This window comes from Pseudonocardia asaccharolytica DSM 44247 = NBRC 16224, assembly GCF_000423625.1.
GTDB lineage: Bacteria > Actinomycetota > Actinomycetes > Mycobacteriales > Pseudonocardiaceae > Pseudonocardia > Pseudonocardia asaccharolytica.
On sequence record NZ_AUII01000009.1, the window covers coordinates 108,369 to 124,941 of the forward strand.

Sequence of the window (16,573 nt, forward strand, 5' to 3'; positions counted from 1 at the left end):
TCACAGCTCCTTCATGTGCTCGAACGGCTCGCGGCAGCCGGTGCACCTGCGCAGCGCGGTGCACGCCGTCGGCCCGAATCGAGAGAGCTCCTCGGTGGCCGGCGAGCCGCAACGCGGGCAGCGCACCGTCGCCGCGGGCGCCGTCAGGGTCAGCGGCACCGGCCCCGTGCGGGACGGGCCGACGCGGTCCGGCGGAGCGATCCCATGTTCAGCCAGCTTGCGGCGCCCCTCCTCGGAGATCCAGTCGGTACTCCAGGGCGGGGCGAACACGATGCGCACCTCGACCCGCGCGAACCCGGCCGCGCCGAGCGCAGCCCGCAGGTCGTCGCGCATGACCTCGACCGCCGGGCAGCCCGAGTAGGTCGGCGTGATCGTGACGGTGACCGCCTCGCCCGTCACCTCGACCTCGCGCACGACCCCGAGGTCGTCGAGGGTGAGCATCGGCATCTCCGGGTCGACCACGGCCGCGACGGCGCTGCGCGCTCGTGCGTGTTGCGTCGCGCTGGAGCGCGACTTCGCGCTCACGGGCGTGCAGCGCACTACCATGTCGCCCCCGGGTGCTGGCGGGCCAGGCTCTGCATCTCGGCGAGCACGTGGCCCAGGTACTCGGTGTGCAACCCCTGCCGGCCGCCGCGGCCGCCGATCATCCCGACCGGCGGCACCTGCGGGCGGGTGAGCGTTGCGCGCGTCAGGACCTCGTCCAGGATCGCGTCCACCTCCGTGCGGCTCTGCGCCGGATCGACGGCCACACCGGCATCGACCAGCCGCCGCTCCACCTCGGAGGCCCGGAACAGCTCCTCGTGGTACGGCCACACCGTGTCGAACGCCGCCTGTATCCGCCGGTGCGACTCCGCGGTGCCATCGCCGAGGCGCAGCGTCCACCGCGCGGCGTAGTCGCGGTGGTACGCCAGCTCCTTGACGCCCTTGCCCGCGACCGCCGCGACCACCGGGTCGCGCGAACCGAGCAGCCGGTGCAGCAGCGCCAGTCGCCAGGTCGAGAACAGCAGCAGCCGGGCGATCGCGCGGGCGAAATCCAGGTCGTCGGGCAGCTCGGCCAGCGCCACGTTGCGGAACTCCGACTCCCCACGCTGATAGGCCAGAGCGTCCTCGTCCCGCCCCGCGTCCTCCACGTGGCCGGCGCGGGCCAGCAGCACCCGGGCCTGGCCGAGCAGATCCAGCGCGATGTTGGCGAGCGCGACCTCCTCCTCCAGTTCCGGCGCGTTGCTCACCCATTCCGCCAGCCGCTGCGCGCACACCAGCGCGTCATCGCCGAGCATCAGGCAGTACTCGGCCAGGTCCGCCGCGTCGACGCCGTCCGGAACCGGCGCGGTGATCTCGGCCTGCACGTCCTCCACGCCCGAGCCGAACGCCCAGCGCGGGTCGTCGTGCGTGACGGTATCGGCGAGCGACTGGTAGGCGTTGGTCGCGTCGTGCTCCGCGACGTCGGTGTGGTGGCGGTTCACCAGAGTGCTCCGAGGAAGCCCCCGGCTTCGGCCGCGGGGAGGAATCGGAGCCGCTGATTACTCAAGTCAACCTCCGAGGTAAGTTCGATGTCGTGCGCACGGCGTACAAGGTCCGGGCCTACCCCGACTCTGGGCAGGCGGCCCTGCTGGCCCGCACGTTCGGCTGCGTGCGCCTGGTCTGGAACCGCACCCTCGCCGAGCGGCAGCGCCGCCACACCACCGAGCGGCGCGACACCTCCTACCGGGAGACCGACGCGAACCTGACCGCGTGGAAGAAGACCGCCGAGCTGGCGTTCCTGAACGAGGTGTCCTCGGTGCCGCTGCAACAGACGCTGCGCCACCAGCACAACGCCGTCCAGGCCTTCTTCGCCGGCCGCACCCGGTACCCGCGGTTCAAATCCTGCCGCGGCCGCCAGTCCGCGCACTACACCCGCTCGGCGTTCCGCCTCAAACCCGACGGGCTGTGGCTGGCCAAGACCACCGCCCCGCTGCGGGTGGCCTGGTCTTGGCCCGAGATCGACCCGGTCATGCTGGATCCGACCATGGTCGTGGTGTCCCGGGAGCCGGACGGACGCTGGTTCGTGACCTTCCTGGTCGACACTCCCGACCCGGCCCCGGCCCCGCCGACCGGCGAGACGGTCGGGATCGACCTCGGGGTGACCGACTTCGCGGTGCTGTCGACCGGGGAGCGCATCCCCAATCCCCGCCACCTGGTGAAGCGGGAACGCGGGCTGCGCCGCCAGCAGCGCCGGCTGGCGTGCTGCCGGCCCGGCTCGACCAATCGGGCCAAGGCCAAACACAAGCTGGCCCGCTTGCACGCCCGGGTGCGGGACGCCCGCCGCGATTTCCTGCACCAGACCTCCACCGCGCTGGTCCGCCGGTTCAACCGCATCGGCATCGAAGACCTCGGCGTGGGGAACATGGTGCGCAACCGGAGCTTGGCCCGCGCGATCTCCGACACCGGCTGGGCCGAGTTCCGGTCCATGCTGGAGTACAAGGCGCAGCGGGCCGGCCGTCAGGTCGTGGTGGTCAGCCGCTGGTACCCGTCGAGCAAGACGTGCTCGGCGTGCGGGCATCTGCTCGCCGCCCTCGCGCTCGGGACACGGCAGTGGACCTGTCCCGGCTGCGGCACCCGGCACGACCGGGACCTCAACGCCGCGCAGAACATCGACACCGCGGCCGGGCTGGTCGTGGCTGCCTCCGGAGGGGTGGTGAGACCCGACCAGGCAACTGGTGGGCGCGCCCCGGTGAAAGAGGAATCCCCACAGGTGACTGCGGGAATCCCCCGCCTTCAGGCGCGGGGAGGAAGTCAAAGGTGCGGCACCTCCTCCGGGATCGCGTAGAAGGTCGGATGCCGGTAGACCTTGTCGCCGGACGGCGCGAAGAACGGGTCCTTCTCCGCCGGGCTCGACGCGGTGATGTCCTCGGCGCGCACCACCCAGATCGACACGCCCTCGTTGCGCCGGGTGTAGAGGTCGCGCGCGTTGTGCAGCGCCATCTCCGCGTCGGCGGCATGCAGCGAGCCGACGTGCACGTGGTTGAGCCCGCGCTTGCCGCGCACGAACACCTCGTACAGCGGCCAGGATCCTCGCTCGGTCATGCCGCCACCCTTCCCGTCCGCTTCGCGGTCTGCTTCTCGGCGTACGCCCGGGCCGCCTCGCGGACCCACGCGCCGTTCTCGTGCGCCCGGCGCCTGTGCGCCAGCCGCTGCGCGTTGCACGGTCCGGAGCCGGAGATCACGGCCTTGAACTCGTCCCAGTCGGGCTCGCCGAAGTCGTAATGACCCCGCTCCTCGTTCCACCGCAGGTCCGGGTCGGGCAGCGTGACACCGAGCGCCTCGGACTGCGGGACGGTCATGTCCACGAAGCGCTGGCGCAGCTCGTCGTTGGTGTGCCGCTTGATCCGCCACGCCATCGACTGCCGGGTGTTGGGCGAGTCGCCGTCCGGGGGGCCGAACATCATCAGCGACGGCCACCAGAACCGGTTGGTCGACTCCTGCACCATCTCCCGCTGCGCCTCGGTGCCGTTCACCATCGCCAGCAGCAGCTCGTAGCCCTGCCGCTGGTGGAACGACTCCTCCTTGCAGATGCGGATCATCGCCCGCGCATACGGGCCGTAGGAGCAGCGGCACAGCGGCACCTGGTTGCAGATCGCGGCGCCGTCGACGAGCCAGCCGATCACCCCGACGTCGGCGTAGGACAGCGTCGGGTAGTTGAAGATCGAGGAGTACTTCTGCTTGTTCGCGATGAGCTTCTCGGTGAGCTCCGCGCGGTCCACCCCGAGCGTCTCGGCGGCGGCGTAGAGGTACATCCCGTGGCCGGCCTCATCCTGCACCTTGGCCAGCAGGATCGCCTTGCGGCGCAGACTCGGCGCGCGAAGGATCCAGTTGCCCTCCGGCTGCATGCCGATGATCTCCGAGTGCGCATGCTGCGCGATCTGGCGGATCAGCGTCCTCCGGTAGGCCTCGGGCATCCAGTCCCGGGGCTCGATCCGCTGGTCCGCTGCGATCGTCTGCTCGAAGACCGCGGAAAGCTCCTGCTCGGTAGCGGCCAACTCAGCCTCCTACAACCGAATGTTCGTTCGCCTGATGATGACGCACTCCGCCGCCGGGTGCAAGGCGAAACCCCGAACGATCGGTCGCGAATCAGTCGCGCGCGAGAACGCCCTCGAACACGGTGCGCACCACGTCCTCCGGCAGCGCATCGGCGCCGGGGCGCCCGGGGCGATACCACTCGACGATGGAGTTGACGGTGCCGGACAGCAGCTTGGCCGCGACCGCGGGGTCCACGTCCGCGCGCACCTGCCCCGCGCCGGCGGCCTCCCGGACCAGTTCGGCGATGGCGGCGTCGAAGCTGCGGCGGCGCTCCAGGGCCCAGCGCTCGGTCTCGGTGTTGCCGCGCACCCGTAGCAGCAGCGTCACGTACGGCAGCTCCGCCTGCAGCACCTCGACCTGGCGGCGCACGATGTAGCGGAGCCGGTCGACCGGCCTCCCGGACGTCGCGTGCCGCTCGTCGAGTATCGCGAACAGGCCGTCGAGCGAGCGTTCGAGCGCCGCGCGCAGCAACTCTTCCTTGCCGCTGACGTGGTGGTAGAACGAGGACTTCGTGATGCCCGCGGCGCGCGAGAGGTCCTCCATCGAGGTGGCGTCGTAGCCGCGGGTGTTGAACTCGGCGACCGCGACGGCGAGCAGGGAGGCGACATCGTAGACCGGGCGGCGCGCCCCCGCCGCGCCTCGCGCCCGGCGGCTTCGAGGCCGTGCCGGGCCGATCCGCGGCGCGGTGCCGGACGCTGCATCGGCGCTCATGCCGCCTCCGCCGGAACGAGCGCGTCGGCGGGGCTCATACGCCCTCGAACGTCGGCCGCTGCTTGGCCAGGAACGCCTCGACGGCACCGGCGTGGTCGCGAGTCCGCCCGAGGCGGGCCTGCGCGGCGGCCTCGGCGGCGAGGGTCTCCTCCAGCGGGGACACCGCGCCGATCGCGACCGCCCTCTTGATCTCCGCGTACGCGGCGGTGGGCCCCGCGGCCAGTGTGCGCGCCAGGTCCAGTGCGGAGTCGAGTACCTGGTCCGCCGGCGCGACGGCACGTACCAGGCCCCACCGGGCGGCCTGCTCGGCGGTGAACGACTCGCCGAGCAGCAGGAGCTCCAGCGCCCGCGACGCACCGAGCGAATGCACCAGGGACGCCGACAGTCCCGAGTCGGCCGTCAGACCGATCGCGGAGAACGCCGTCGCGAACACGGCGCCCTCGGCGGCGACCCGCAGATCGCAGGCCAGCGCGAAACCGAGCCCCGCCCCGACGCAGACGCCGTTGATCGCGGCGACGACCGGCTTGGGCATCCCGGTCAGCCCCCGGACGATCGGGTTGTAGTGCCGCTCCACGGTGTCGAACGTCGAACCCGCCCCGGCACGCAGCGCCTCGGCATGCTCGCCGAGGTCCTGCCCGACGCAGAACGCGTTTCCCGAACCGGCAAGCACCACGGCGCGCACCGACGCATCGGCCGCCACCTGCTCCACGGCGGCGACCAGCGCCTGTTTCAGCTCCAGGGTCAGCGCGTTGCGGCGGGCGGGCCGGTTCAGCGTCAGCACCGCGACCGCGGGAACCGTCGCGTCCTTCTCGACCAGCACCGCGTCGCCGGCCACCGGCCGGTTCGCGCTCTCGGATTCGGCTCTGTCGTCTTCGGCTCTGTCGTCGGCCACCGGGACATGCTAGCGTACCAAGCAACCGAACGATCGTTCGCCGCAGGGAGATTTCGCCACGCCATGAGCGATACCGCCACGAAACCGGCCGCGCTCGACGAGACCACGCGGAGCGCCGCGCTCGCGTTGACTGGAGGGGAGACGGGATGACCATGCTACGGAGCTACGTGCAGGGGAGCTGGCACACCGCACCGGACGAGGGCAGACCGCTGTACGACGCGGTGACCGGCGCGGAGGTGGCCCGGCTGTCCTCCGCCGGCGTCGACTTCGCCGCCGCCCTCGAGCACGGCCGCCGCGTCGGCGGGCCCACGCTGCGGGAGCTGACGTTCCACCAGCGCGCCGCGCTGCTCAAGGCGCTCGGACAGCACCTGCGCGAGCATCGCGAACAGCTCTACGCGGTCTCCGCGCAGACCGGCGCCACCCTGTTCGACTCCAAGTTCGACATCGACGGCGGCATCGGCGTGCTGCTGGCATACGCCTCCAAGGGCCGCCGGGAGCTGCCCAACGACACCGTCCACGTCGAGGGCGCGGTCGAGCCGCTGAGCAAGGCCGGCACGTTCGTCGGCCAGCACATCTGCACCCCGCTGCGGGGGGTCGCCGTGCAGATCAACGCCTTCAACTTCCCGGTATGGGGACCGCTGGAGAAGCTCGCCCCGGCGTTCCTCGCCGGCGTCCCGAGCCTGATCAAGCCGGCCAGCCCGACCGCCTTCCTCACCGCCAAGCTCGTCGAGCTGATCGTGGAGTCCGGGCTGCTGCCCGAGGGGACGCTGCAGTTCGTCGCCGGCGGGGTCGGCGACCTGTTCGACCACCTCGGCGAACAGGACACGGTCGCCTTCACCGGCTCGGCATCCACCGGGGCCAAGCTGCGCACCCACCCCGTGATCGTCAACCGCGCCGTGCGCTTCACCGCCGAGGCCGACTCGCTGAACCTGTCGATCCTCGGCCCCGACGCCACCCCGGGCACGCCCGAGTTCGACCTCTACGTCAAGCAGCTCGTGCAGGAGATGACGGTCAAGGCCGGGCAGAAGTGCACCGCCATCCGCCGGGCGTTCGTCCCCGAGCCGCATCTCGACGCCGTGGTCGAGGCCGTGTCGGCCCGGCTGGCCCGGACCACGGTCGGCAACCCGGCCAACAGCGAGGTGCGGATGGGCGCGCTGGCCGGCCTCGAACAGCGCGAGGAGGTCCGGCGCAGCCTCAAGGCCCTCGCCGACGCCGGCCGCATCGTCCTCGGCGACCCGGAGAAGGTCGACGTGGTCGACGCCGACCCGGACCGCGGCGCGTTCATCTCCCCGATCCTGCTGGTCGCCGACCCGGACCGCGCCGAACCGCACGAGGTGGAGGCGTTCGGGCCCGTCTCGACCGTCATGTCCTACCGCGACACCGCACACGTGGTCGAGCTCGCGGCCCGCGGCCATGGCAGCCTCGCCGGCTCGGTCGTCACCGCGGACCCGGCGTTCGCCCGCGAGGTCGTGCTCGGCGTCGCCCCGTGGCACGGGCGGCTGCTGGTGCTCAACGAGCGCAACGGCAAGGAGTCGACGGGCCACGGCTCGCCGCTGCCGGCGCTGGTCCACGGCGGCCCCGGCCGCGCGGGCGGCGGCGAGGAGATGGGCGGCATCCGCGGGGTGCTGCACCACATGCAGCGCACGGCGGTCCAGGCCGATCCCGACACCCTCACCGTGGTCACCGGCCGGTGGGTGCAGGGCGCGCAGCGGCACGAGACGCCCGTCCACCCGTTCCGCAAGCACCTCGAGGAGCTGCGGATCGGCGACACGATCGTCGCCGGTCCCCGCCGGGTCACCCAGTCCGACGTCGAGCACTTCGCCGAGTTCACCGGCGACACCTTCTACGCCCATATGGATGCCGAGGCCGCCGCGGCCAACCCGCTGTTCGGTGAGCGCGTCGCGCACGGCTATCTCGTCGTCTCGCTGGCCGCCGGGCTGTTCGTCGACCCCGACCCGGGCCCGGTGCTGGCCAACTTCGGCGTCGACAACCTGCGGTTCCTCACGCCGGTGAAGTTCGGTGACGAGCTGACCGTGACGCTGACCTGCAAGCAGCTCACCCCGCGGGACACCTCGGACTACGGCGAGGTCCGCTGGGACGCCGACGTGACCCGCCAGGACGGCGAGTCCGTCGCCCGCTACGACGTACTGACCCTGGTGGCGAAGAAGGAAGCGTGATGACGACTCCGACGATGACGTCGAGCGGCACCCCGACGAACCGGAGGCTGGGCGAGGCGCCCGACGCGGACCTGCTGGATCCGGCCGAGCGGATGTCGGTCGACGAGCTGCGCGCCCTACAGCTTCGGCGGCTGCAATGGACGCTGCGGCACGCCTACGAGAACGTGTCCTTCTACCAGAAAAGCTTCGACGCCCACGGCGTGCATCCCGACGACTGCCGCGAGCTCGCCGACCTGGCGAAGTTCCCCACCACGTCGAAGGCCGATCTGCGCGACAACTACCCCTTCGGCATGTTCGCCGTGCCGCCGGACCAGGTGCGGCGCGTCCACGCCTCCTCCGGCACGACCGGCCGTCCCACGGTCGTCGGCTACACCGAACGCGATCTCGACGTCTGGGCGACGGTGGTGGCCCGTTCGATCCGCGCCGCGGGCGGGCGGGCGGGGCATCGGGTGCACAACGCCTATGGCTACGGCCTGTTCACCGGCGGGCTGGGCGCGCACTACGGCATCGAGCGGCTCGGCGCGACCGCGATCCCGGTCTCGGGCGGGATGACGCCGCGACAGGTCCAGCTCATCCAGGACTTCCGCCCCGACATCATCATGGTGACGCCGTCCTACATGCTCACGATCATCGACGAGTTCGCCAAGCACGGTCTCGACCCCGCCACCTCGTCGCTGCGGGTCGGCATCTTCGGCGCGGAGCCGTGGACCGAGGAGATGCGCGCCGAGATCGAGGAGCGCATGGACATGCACGCCGTCGACATCTACGGGCTTTCCGAGGTCATGGGTCCGGGCGTCTCGCAGGAGTGCGTGGAGAGCAAGGACGGCCTGCACATCTGGGAGGACCACTTCTATCCCGAGGTGGTCGACCCGATCGACGGCGTGCCGCTGCGCGACGGCGAGGAGGGCGAGCTGCTGTTCACCTCGCTCACCAAGGAGGCGCTGCCGATCATCCGCTACCACACCCGCGATCTCACCCGCCTGCTGCCGGGCACCGCACGGCCGGGAATGCGCCGGATGCAGAAGATCACCGGCCGTAGCGACGACATGATCATCCTGCGCGGGGTGAACCTGTTCCCCACCCAGATCGAGGAAATCGTGCTGCGCACCGCCGGGCTCGCACCGCATTTCCAGCTCGTGCTCAGCACCCAGGGCCGGATGGACGCGCTCACCGTTCGCGTCGAGTCCCGGCCCGGCTGCCCGGCCGAGCGCCGCACGGCGGCGGCCGCGGAGCTGGTCACGGGCGTCAAGCAGAGCATCGGGGTCAGCGTGCGGTGCGAGATCGTCGACCCCGAGACCCTGGAACGCTCGGTGGGCAAGCTGCAGCGGCTGAAGGACCTGCGGTCGAGATAGCGGCCACCCACCGGCGAGCGCCGCTCGGCGGCCCGGACACTGGCGCGGTGACCAGTACCGAGCGCGAGATCTGGAACACCCGCGAATGCGCCGAGGCGTGGGGGGTGAAGACCGGGACATGGCTGAGCTACGTGTCCCGCGGTCAGGCACCCCAGCCGTTGCCGGACAAGGACGAGAGGGGAGGCAACCGCTGGGACGCCGAGGAGGTCCGTCGGTTCCCCCGCCCCGGCGCCGGACGGTCGCGCTCGGGCGCCGGCCCGCGGGCCGAGGCGCTGCTCGCCGAGATGCGCGAGACGGCCGCGAGGATGGAGGAGCTCCGGTCGCGGCAGCGCACCCTGCTCATGGCCGGGCGGCGGCAGGGCCTGGAGATCCTCGCCATGTCCCGCGCGCTCGGCATCTCCCGGCAGACCGCCTACAGCTGGCTCGCCGGGAGTGAGGACGGCGACCCACGCCCGTGAGAGCGGGGTCCGCCGCGGGTCAGCGCCAGGTCCGATACCGCCGCCGCGGAGCGGGTTCGCGCAGCTGGGAGCATTCGGAACAGGGCACGCCGTCGGGGGAGGTCATGGACGCGGCGGTGATCACATGGCCGCACAGCGCACGGTAGTACCCGGAACCGACGACCAACTCGGTGTCGAGCACCTCGTGGGACCGGTCGTCGATGCAGCACGTGACCGAAACGGTCTCCGGTGGCAGTGGACCCACGGGTGTGGGTCGCTCTCGCTCAGCTCTGGCCACGGCCTTTCCCACTGCGCAGTCTCGGATGAACGGACGTGCCGGGGCTGTGCGGTGACATCCCCGGCTCCCTGTGAGTTTCCCGCGCACGCCTTGCATTCGCAAGGTCATCTGCAAGAACATCTGCACGAACCAGGCGGTTGGGGATCCCGCGAGCAGCGGCAACCCGACAGCACCGCCCGAACTGGACTTCGGAGGGACGATGCAGCATCCCCGCGCCAACGGCGTTCCCGCTGATCAGCTGGGGCCGCTGCCCTGGCGCAAGAGCCAGGCGAGCAACCCCAGCGGTGACTGTGTGGAGGTGGCGGAGCTGGCCGGCGGAAAGATCGCGGTCCGCAACTCACGCGATCCGCACGGTCCGGCGCTGGTCTACACCCGGGCGGAGATCGCCGCGTTCATCCGGGGCGCCAAGGCCGGTGAGTTCGACGACCTGGCCGCCTGACCGGCGGCAATCCGAGGATGAGGTCGTGAAGGGCGCGTCCGGCCGCCGGCCGAGCTCCGATGAGGTCGCGACCGGCCCGCAGACCGGGTCCACCGTCCTGCGGATCGTGCTCGGCACCCAGCTGCGACGGCTCCGGGAGGCCAACGGGATCAGCCGCGAGGCCGCGGGCGAGGCGATCCGCGCGTCCCATGCCAAGACCAGCCGGCTGGGGCTCGGACGGGTCGGGTTCAAGGAACGCGACGTCGCCGACCTGCTCACCCTCTACGGCATCACCGACGCGCGCAACGTCATTCTCGTCGACCCCGGCGTCCAGTTCACCGAGGAGATCGACCGGAGGGTGCACCTGCGGCGGAGCCGCCAGAAGATGCTGACCCAGCCCGGCGCGCCGCAGCTGTGGGCCATCGTCGACGAGGCGGCGGCGTACGGGTCGTCCTCGTCGGAGAGGTGGTGCAGGATCCCGGCCGTGAGCACGGCGAACGGCTGACCGAGGTCGATGAACTCCGTGGTCGCGGGATGGCCGAAGATGGAGCCGATGTCGATGATCTGCCGGATCCCCGCCTCGCGGACGAGGTACTGTACACCGCGGCGCAGCACATTCCGGTTGTCCTTGGCGATCTGGGCCGCCTGCGGCACGACGTCGAGGAAGGCGCCGGTCGACCTCGAAATGTTCCTTACCGCCGAGCACATAGTCGTAGACCCTTGCGATCGAGGCCTTGGTCAGGTCCACGCCGGGGGTGCGTTCGGCGCCCCCGCTCCGGGCTCCGAACCGTGCTGCTCCGCGTCCCCCACCACGATCTGACCTCCCTCGACGGAGTGCTGGACCGGATCCCGCGAGCCAGCGAGAGCCTAGCGTGATCTACTGTTCCGTCCTTCTTTGAGCCAAGATCCGATCTTCGTTCCATCCGAAAACGAATTCACGGTAGTCTTGTCACTACTCTCAGTCAGGAGGGCAGGTCCGCCATGGCGAGTGGGGTGCTTGATCGGCTCGCCGTCGGCGTGCTCGAGGGCATCGGCCGCCGCCTCTGGGGTTTCCCGCCGCTGTTGATGCCGCCGGTCGTCGAGGAGCTCGGACCCGTACGGTCGGTCGCCTGGTTCGCCACGAACATGCCCCCATACCAGCGGACCCTGCGCCGGATCGGCCCGCTGCGCACGCATCTGGTGTGTGTGACCGTGTCGCTGCTCAACGGTTGCCGGTACTGCGCGGTCGGCCACGCCCGTGCGCTGGAACTGATCTACCTACGAGATCGCGGCCGCCTGTTCCCCCGCGAAGCCGAGGCGCTCGCCGGATGGATCGGCCTTCCGCCTGCGGCGCTGCGCGAACGCCTCTCCTCGGTGCTGCACCGTGCCGACCTGCCGGTCGAGGTGCTCTGGGTCGACCGGACGCTCGCCATGGCCACCGGCGCACAGCAGCCGATCGACCCGACGGAGGCCCGGATCGCCCATCTCGTCCGGATGCTCGGGGTGCTCAACGCCGTCGGCGTCGCCAGCGCCACCCCGCCCGACGAGGCGCACGACCCGATCAACAAGGACGACGCGCTGAAGCGCGAGCACCAGCGGCTGCGCTCGGGAGCGGGCGTGACCGGCTGACTGCCCGGTCGCCGCGTGAGCGGCGCAAGCCTCGCTGCGCGGCGCATGAGCCGCTCAAGCGTCACCGGGAAGGTCGCGCAGAATGAAGCCGTGACCGTAGCCGACTGGAACCGCCGATACGACGACGCGCAGCGACGGGGCGCCTCGGTGTGGAGCACCGGGCCCAACGCGCTCGTCGCCGAACTGCTCGCCGACGTCCCCCCGGGCACCGCGGTGGATCTCGGGGCAGGCGAGGGCCGTAATGCCCTGTGGCTCGCCCGCCGGGGCTGGACCGTCACCGCCGTCGACTTCTCCGAGACGGGGTTGCGGCGCGGCCGGGACGCGGCCGAGGCCGACGGCCTCACCATCGAGTGGGTGTGCGCCGACGCCACGACATGGCAACCGCCGCAGCCGGTCGACCTGGTGCTGGTCGCCTACCTCCAGCTGCCCTCGGCCGTGCTCGGACCCTTGCTGCGGGCCCTGCCGGGCTGGCTCGCCCCGGGCGGCCGGCTGCTCGTGCTCGGGCACGACCGCGACAACCTCGTCCGCGGTGTCGGCGGTCCACCCGATCCGGACGTGCTCCACTCCGTCGACCAGTTGGCCCAAGCCACCGACGGGCTCGACGTGCAGCGGTGTGCGCAGGTCACTCGAACCGTCGCCACGCCGGAGGGCGAGCGCGCCGCCATCGACACCCTGCTGTGGGCCCGCCGGCTCGCCTGACTCCCGTTCCCTGTCGCGATCACGGCGCGGCGGGTCGAGCCGCAGGGCCGTGGATCAACCAACGGCCGCCCCGAGCAGCGTTCCGAGACCGAAGGTCGCCGCCGCGGCGATCAGGCCGAGCACCGTCTGGCGCAGCCCCGAGCGCAGCATCCCGCGCCCGGTGAACAGGGTCGTCGCCGCGCCGAGGACGAACAGCCCGAGCGCGCCGGCCGCCGCGCTGACCAGCACTCCCGGCCAGGTGCCGAGCCAGAAGAAGGGCAGCACCGGTATCACGGCCCCGATCGCGAACAACCCGAACGACGTCAGCGCCGCGGTCCACGGGTTGCCGCCGCGTTCGTCGGGATCGATGCCGAGCTCCTCACGAGCCAGCACGTCGAGGGCGATGTCCGGATCGTCAAGCACCTGTTTGGCGACCGAGTACGCCTCCTCCTCGGGCAGCCCGCGAGCCTGGTAGATCAACCGCAGCTCCTCGATCTCCTCCTCGGGGTTGGCGGCGATCTCGTCGGCCTCCAGCTCGAGCTGTCGTTCGACCAGCTCCCGGGAGCTCTGCACCGACACCCACTCCCCCAGCGCCATCGAGAACGCCCCGGCCAGCAACCCGGCCAGCCCGGTGATCATGACTGTGCTGGCGGCGACCCCGCTGCCCGCCACCCCGACGACGAGGCTCAGGTTGGACAGCAGGCCGTCGTTGGCACCCAGGACCGCAGCGCGCAGCGCGTTGCCCCCCGGCGTCCGGTGCCGACCCTCGAAGCGGGCCAGCGCAGGCCCCGGAACGCCACCGCGGATCTGCCCAAGGAGAAACGCGTGCGAGCGTTCGTCGCTTCGCATCGTCGTCGCCGCGGTCTCCGGCTGGTCGTCGTACATCGCGCGAGCGGCGACCTCGGACTGGGCCACCGTCGGGACCAGCACCCCGGCGCCGAACCGGCCGGCCAGCCAGATGAGCAGCCGGGTACGCGTCGAAGGGCGATCGTGACGGACAGGCCGACCGGCACGGGCCAGCCGATCGGCCCAGAAGCGGGCGTGCCGCTCCTCGACGTCGGCGAGGTTGCGGTACACCTGTGCCAGCTCCGGGCTCTCCTCGGCGTCCGCCATCGCCCGGTACAGCGCCGCGCCGTCGATCTCGTCCTGGTGGTTGCGCCGGTACCGGCGCAGATCGGCGTCGCTCGTCATGGGCCTCATTATCCGGTTGTCTCCCGATCTCGGCCGGACCTCCACATCACCGGCGGACCGTCGTACGCTTCCCCTCACACGGCGGCCGGCCTGCTGACGAGGAGGGGGGCGTATGGCCGCACTGGACCACCCGCTGCTCGAGCGGCTCCGGGATGCAATGCCCAACGACCCCGAGATGCAGATCGTCGGGAAGTTCATGCGCTGCGACGTGTTGCTCAGCAGCGGCGACAAGCGCTATCTGCTGCGTTTCGACCACGGCCGGCTGACGGAGATCGTCGAGGATCCGCACCCGGCGCTGGCGTGGAACTTCGCGCTCAAGGCCGGGCCCGGGACCTGGGAGCGGTTCCTGCAGGATCCCCCGCCGCCGGAGTTCCACGACGTCTGGGCCGCGGCGTGGCTCGGGCACCTGACGCTGGAAGGCGACATCAAGGTGTTCATGCAGAACCACTTCGCCTTCTGGCGCACGCTCAAGCTGCTGCGTATCCAGGCACAGGCCACATCGGGCGCCGCTGCTTAGGAGGCGGCCGCGCGGAGGAGGGCGCCGCACAGAGGAGGCCATGGTGGCACCCAAGATCTCGCCCGTGACCGGGCACTACGTGGACGTCGACGTCGCCGACGTCACCTACCAGGTGTTCTACCTGCACAACGGCACCGGGATCCCGCTCCTGTGCCAGCACACCGCCGGATGCCACAACCACCAGTACCGCAACCTGTTGCGTGACCCCGCCGTGACCGAGCGGTTCCAGGTCATCGCCTACGACCTTCCGTATCACGGCAAGTCCGACCCGCCGAACGGCGAACAGTGGTGGACCAGGCAGTACGACCTCACGGCCGAGTTCTTCCAGGAGTTCGTCGTCAACTTCGCCCGGACGCTGGAGCTCGACCGGCCGGTCTTCATGGGCTCGTCCATGGGCGGTGTTGTGGCGCTCCACCTGGCCCGCGACCACTCCGAGAAGTTCCGGGCGTTGATCGCGCTGGAGGCAGCGGACTACACGCCCGGGTTCTACCTGGACTGGTGGCACCATCCGGCTGTCGAGGACGGCTCGGTCGCCGCGTCGGTCATCGAAGGGCTGATCGCGCCACAGACCTCGGAGCTGGACCGTCGCCTCACGATGCACTACTACGCACAGGCCGCGCCGGGCGTGCTCAAGGGCGACCTGTACTTCTACTCCGTCGAACACGACATGCGGGAGACGGTCTCCGAGATCGACACCTCGAAGGTTCCGCTGTATCTGCTCACCGGCGAGTACGACTACCTCTCGACGCCGACCCAGACGATCGCGACGGCCGAGAAGATCGTCGGGGCGAAGGTGGAGACCATGTGCGAGATCGGGCACTTCCCGATGAGCGAGAACCACGACACGTTCATGACCTACCTACGGCCGATCCTGGACGAGATCGCCGAACGACACAAGGAGCCATGACGGAGGGAGATCGCAGGTGACCACGTTCGACTCACGGTGGATGAACTCCTGGATGGACACGGTCAACTCCGATCTGGTCATGCCGCGCATCGGCAGATATTTCACGGCCGGCTTCCTGCTCGGCATCGGAGATGAGGAATGGGTCGTGTCGATGCAGCGCGGACAGATCGAACGCATCACCGACAATCTCAGCATCGAGACGCCATGGAGCTTTGCCCTGCGGGCGCCGCGTGAATCGTGGGAGAAGTTCGTACAGAAGATTCCGCCGCCGATGTACAACGATATCTGGGCGATGGCACACCCCCTCCACGGCCGGCTTCGGATGGACGGCGATGTCAAGGTGCTGTGGCAGAACATTCGGGCCCTGACCTGGATGCTCGCATGCATGCGCCAGGTCGGCGATCGCGAAGTGGTTGAACAGAGGGCGACCCGGGTCTGAAAGGGAAGCAGCCATGACTGCACTCCACGAGCCGGTGACCGGCAGGTACGTCTACGTCCCCCATGGGGGTCACGAGTACCGGATCTACTACGAGGAGGCCGGCGATGGGATTCCGCTGGTCTGCCTGCACACCGCCGGAACCGATGCGCGCGAGTGGCGACACCAGTTGAACGATGCGGACATCACGTCGCACTACCGGGTCATCGCCTTCGACATGCCTCGGCACGGCAAGTCGATTCCTCCGGTAGGGTTCGAGCGCGAAGAATATCGGCTGACCGCCACATTCTACTCGGAGTTCGTGATGGCGTTCTGTGACGCGCTCGAACTCGAGCGTCCGGTGGTCATGGGCAGCTCGATGGGCGGGAACATCTGCCTGCACATCGCACTGAACTTCGAGGAGAAGATCCGGGCGCTCATCGCCATCGAGGCGTGCGACCACTCGCCCGGCTGGTACATCTCCTGGCTCGAGCATCCACACGTTCACGGTGGCGAGGCCTGCGCGACGTCGGTCTACGGGCTCATGGCACCACAAAGCCCCGACGAGTACCGCTGGGAAACCTGGTGGTACTACGCGCAGGGCGGGCCGGGGATTTTCAAGGGTGACCTGTACTTCTACAGCGTGGACCACGATTTCCGGAAGCTGAACGAAAAGATCACCGGAAATGTACCCCTGTACCTCATGACCGGCGTCTACGACTTCGCGTGCACGCCCGAGATGACCGAGGCCACCGCCCAGAAGATCAAGGGCGCCGAGAGCATCATCATGGAGGAGATCGGCCACTTCCCGATGTCGGAAAACCCGGTGACGTTCAAGCGGTACCTGATGCCGGTGCTCGAGACGATTCGGGGCGTGGGCTCGGGCGGCGGAGCGTGAGATCACGGGCCACGAGCG

The 16,573-nt window shown here is 70.3% G+C and carries 20 protein-coding genes and 1 pseudogene; 12 read left to right on the forward strand and 9 right to left on the reverse strand.

Annotated elements, in window-relative coordinates:
- Entirely contained in the window at positions 1-525 is a 525-nt protein-coding gene (gene paaD / locus G567_RS0112475) for a 1,2-phenylacetyl-CoA epoxidase subunit PaaD (protein ID WP_028930256.1), read from the reverse strand.
- A 14-nt stretch (positions 526-539) separates the two neighbouring features.
- Entirely contained in the window at positions 540-1,463 is a 924-nt protein-coding gene (gene paaC, locus G567_RS0112480) for a 1,2-phenylacetyl-CoA epoxidase subunit PaaC (protein WP_037057000.1), read from the reverse strand.
- A gap of 92 nt (positions 1,464-1,555) precedes the next feature.
- On the opposite strand from paaC, the gene G567_RS28455 reads away from it, so the two are divergent.
- Positions 1,556-2,806, forward strand: coding sequence for an RNA-guided endonuclease InsQ/TnpB family protein (locus tag G567_RS28455; protein WP_051232882.1), 1,251 nt, complete (start codon positions 1,556-1,558; stop codon positions 2,804-2,806).
- Here the strand turns inward: G567_RS28455 and paaB are convergent.
- The 4 genes from paaB to G567_RS0112505 all read right to left on the reverse strand — a co-directional run bounded on the left by paaB (position 2,773) and on the right by G567_RS0112505 (position 5,602).
- The gene (gene paaB / locus G567_RS0112490; protein WP_028930258.1) at positions 2,773-3,063 is read right to left on the reverse strand and encodes a 1,2-phenylacetyl-CoA epoxidase subunit PaaB; all 291 of its coding nucleotides are present in this window, start codon (positions 3,061-3,063) and stop codon (positions 2,773-2,775) included. The two genes, G567_RS28455 and paaB, sit on opposite strands and share 34 nt — an antisense overlap.
- The gene (gene paaA, locus G567_RS0112495; RefSeq protein WP_028930259.1) at positions 3,060-4,016 is read right to left on the reverse strand and encodes a 1,2-phenylacetyl-CoA epoxidase subunit PaaA; all 957 of its coding nucleotides are present in this window, start codon (positions 4,014-4,016) and stop codon (positions 3,060-3,062) included. Before paaA ends, paaB begins: the two co-directional genes overlap by 4 nt.
- A 91-nt stretch (positions 4,017-4,107) precedes the next feature.
- Entirely contained in the window at positions 4,108-4,767 is a 660-nt protein-coding gene (locus G567_RS28460; protein ID WP_037057003.1) for a TetR/AcrR family transcriptional regulator, read from the reverse strand.
- A 34-nt stretch (positions 4,768-4,801) separates the two neighbouring features.
- Complete coding sequence (locus tag G567_RS0112505; protein ID WP_186814207.1) at positions 4,802-5,602, reverse strand: enoyl-CoA hydratase/isomerase family protein; 801 nt, start codon at positions 5,600-5,602, stop codon at positions 4,802-4,804.
- 203 nt (positions 5,603-5,805) lie between these two features.
- Between G567_RS0112505 and paaZ the strand changes: the two genes are divergently transcribed.
- The 3 genes from paaZ to G567_RS28465 are packed head-to-tail and all read left to right on the forward strand — an operon-like array spanning position 5,806 to position 9,646.
- Entirely contained in the window at positions 5,806-7,836 is a 2,031-nt protein-coding gene (paaZ, locus tag G567_RS0112510; RefSeq protein ID WP_028930261.1) for a phenylacetic acid degradation bifunctional protein PaaZ, read from the forward strand.
- Between the two features lie 14 nt (positions 7,837-7,850).
- Positions 7,851-9,188, forward strand: a complete 1,338-nt coding sequence (paaK, locus tag G567_RS0112515; protein WP_028930262.1) for a phenylacetate--CoA ligase PaaK — start codon at positions 7,851-7,853, stop codon at positions 9,186-9,188.
- A gap of 47 nt (positions 9,189-9,235) precedes the next feature.
- Complete coding sequence (locus tag G567_RS28465) at positions 9,236-9,646, forward strand: hypothetical protein (RefSeq protein ID WP_037057004.1); 411 nt, start codon at positions 9,236-9,238, stop codon at positions 9,644-9,646.
- Between the two features lie 19 nt (positions 9,647-9,665).
- Here G567_RS28465 and G567_RS0112525 read toward each other — a convergent pair whose 3' ends face one another.
- Entirely contained in the window at positions 9,666-9,890 is a 225-nt protein-coding gene (locus tag G567_RS0112525) for a hypothetical protein (protein WP_028930263.1), read from the reverse strand.
- Positions 9,891-10,122: 232 nt separating this feature from the next.
- Here G567_RS0112525 and G567_RS0112530 point away from each other — a divergent pair, with 232 nt between their 5' ends.
- Positions 10,123-10,362: a DUF397 domain-containing protein gene (locus G567_RS0112530; RefSeq protein WP_028930264.1), complete on the forward strand. Its 240-nt coding sequence runs from the start codon at positions 10,123-10,125 to the stop codon at positions 10,360-10,362.
- A 106-nt stretch (positions 10,363-10,468) separates the two neighbouring features.
- Positions 10,469-10,846 (forward strand): helix-turn-helix domain-containing protein, encoded by a 378-nt coding sequence (locus G567_RS34190; protein WP_425414252.1) that lies wholly within the window; start codon positions 10,469-10,471, stop codon positions 10,844-10,846.
- Here the strand turns inward: G567_RS34190 and G567_RS37170 are convergent.
- Positions 10,822-11,089 (reverse strand): annotated as a pseudogene (locus G567_RS37170) (SAM-dependent methyltransferase); the annotation flags it as partial. The gene G567_RS34190 and the pseudogene G567_RS37170 sit on opposite strands and share 25 nt — an antisense overlap.
- Positions 11,090-11,322: 233 nt before the next feature.
- Between G567_RS37170 and G567_RS0112545 the strand changes: the two are divergent.
- Both G567_RS0112545 and G567_RS0112550 read left to right on the forward strand, forming a co-directional pair.
- Positions 11,323-11,949 carry a carboxymuconolactone decarboxylase family protein gene (locus tag G567_RS0112545; protein ID WP_028930266.1) on the forward strand — a complete coding sequence of 209 codons (627 nt, stop codon included), beginning with the start codon at positions 11,323-11,325 and terminating at the stop codon, positions 11,947-11,949.
- Positions 11,950-12,039: 90 nt separating this feature from the next.
- Positions 12,040-12,648, forward strand: a complete 609-nt coding sequence (locus G567_RS0112550; protein ID WP_028930267.1) for a class I SAM-dependent methyltransferase — start codon at positions 12,040-12,042, stop codon at positions 12,646-12,648.
- A gap of 54 nt (positions 12,649-12,702) precedes the next feature.
- On the opposite strand, the gene G567_RS0112555 is transcribed toward G567_RS0112550, so the two are convergent.
- Positions 12,703-13,818, reverse strand: a complete 1,116-nt coding sequence (locus G567_RS0112555) for a VIT1/CCC1 transporter family protein (protein WP_028930268.1) — start codon at positions 13,816-13,818, stop codon at positions 12,703-12,705.
- Positions 13,819-13,930: 112 nt separating this feature from the next.
- Here G567_RS0112555 and G567_RS0112560 point away from each other — a divergent pair, with 112 nt between their 5' ends.
- The 4 genes from G567_RS0112560 to G567_RS0112575 are packed head-to-tail and all read left to right on the forward strand — an operon-like array spanning position 13,931 to position 16,555.
- A complete protein-coding gene (locus G567_RS0112560) occupies positions 13,931-14,335 on the forward strand; it encodes a hypothetical protein (RefSeq protein WP_051232890.1) in 405 nt (134 codons plus the stop codon).
- 40 nt (positions 14,336-14,375) lie between these two features.
- A complete protein-coding gene (locus G567_RS0112565) occupies positions 14,376-15,242 on the forward strand; it encodes an alpha/beta fold hydrolase (protein ID WP_028930270.1) in 867 nt (288 codons plus the stop codon).
- 16 nt (positions 15,243-15,258) lie between these two features.
- Positions 15,259-15,681: a hypothetical protein gene (locus tag G567_RS0112570; protein ID WP_028930271.1), complete on the forward strand. Its 423-nt coding sequence runs from the start codon at positions 15,259-15,261 to the stop codon at positions 15,679-15,681.
- Between the two features lie 13 nt (positions 15,682-15,694).
- A complete protein-coding gene (locus G567_RS0112575) occupies positions 15,695-16,555 on the forward strand; it encodes an alpha/beta fold hydrolase (protein ID WP_028930272.1) in 861 nt (286 codons plus the stop codon).
- Positions 16,556-16,573: the final 18 nt, after the last annotated feature.

Excerpts from the sequence above, each read along its gene's own strand:
- G567_RS0112565 (WP_028930270.1), top strand. The coding sequence starts at position 14,376 with ATGGTGGCACCCAAGATCTCGCCCGTGACCGGGCACTACGTGGACGTC.
- G567_RS0112560 (WP_051232890.1), top strand. The coding sequence starts at position 13,931 with ATGGCCGCACTGGACCACCCGCTGCTCGAGCGGCTCCGGGATGCAATG.
- G567_RS0112555 (WP_028930268.1), bottom strand. The coding sequence starts at position 13,818 with ATGACGAGCGACGCCGATCTGCGCCGGTACCGGCGCAACCACCAGGAC.
- G567_RS28460 (WP_037057003.1), bottom strand. The coding sequence starts at position 4,767 with ATGAGCGCCGATGCAGCGTCCGGCACCGCGCCGCGGATCGGCCCGGCA.
- G567_RS0112545 (WP_028930266.1), top strand. The coding sequence starts at position 11,323 with ATGGCGAGTGGGGTGCTTGATCGGCTCGCCGTCGGCGTGCTCGAGGGC.
- paaK (WP_028930262.1), top strand. The coding sequence starts at position 7,851 with ATGACGTCGAGCGGCACCCCGACGAACCGGAGGCTGGGCGAGGCGCCC.
- paaB (WP_028930258.1), bottom strand. The coding sequence starts at position 3,063 with ATGACCGAGCGAGGATCCTGGCCGCTGTACGAGGTGTTCGTGCGCGGC.
- G567_RS0112575 (WP_028930272.1), top strand. The coding sequence starts at position 15,695 with ATGACTGCACTCCACGAGCCGGTGACCGGCAGGTACGTCTACGTCCCC.
- G567_RS0112530 (WP_028930264.1), top strand. The coding sequence starts at position 10,123 with ATGCAGCATCCCCGCGCCAACGGCGTTCCCGCTGATCAGCTGGGGCCG.
- paaZ (WP_028930261.1), top strand. The coding sequence starts at position 5,806 with ATGACCATGCTACGGAGCTACGTGCAGGGGAGCTGGCACACCGCACCG.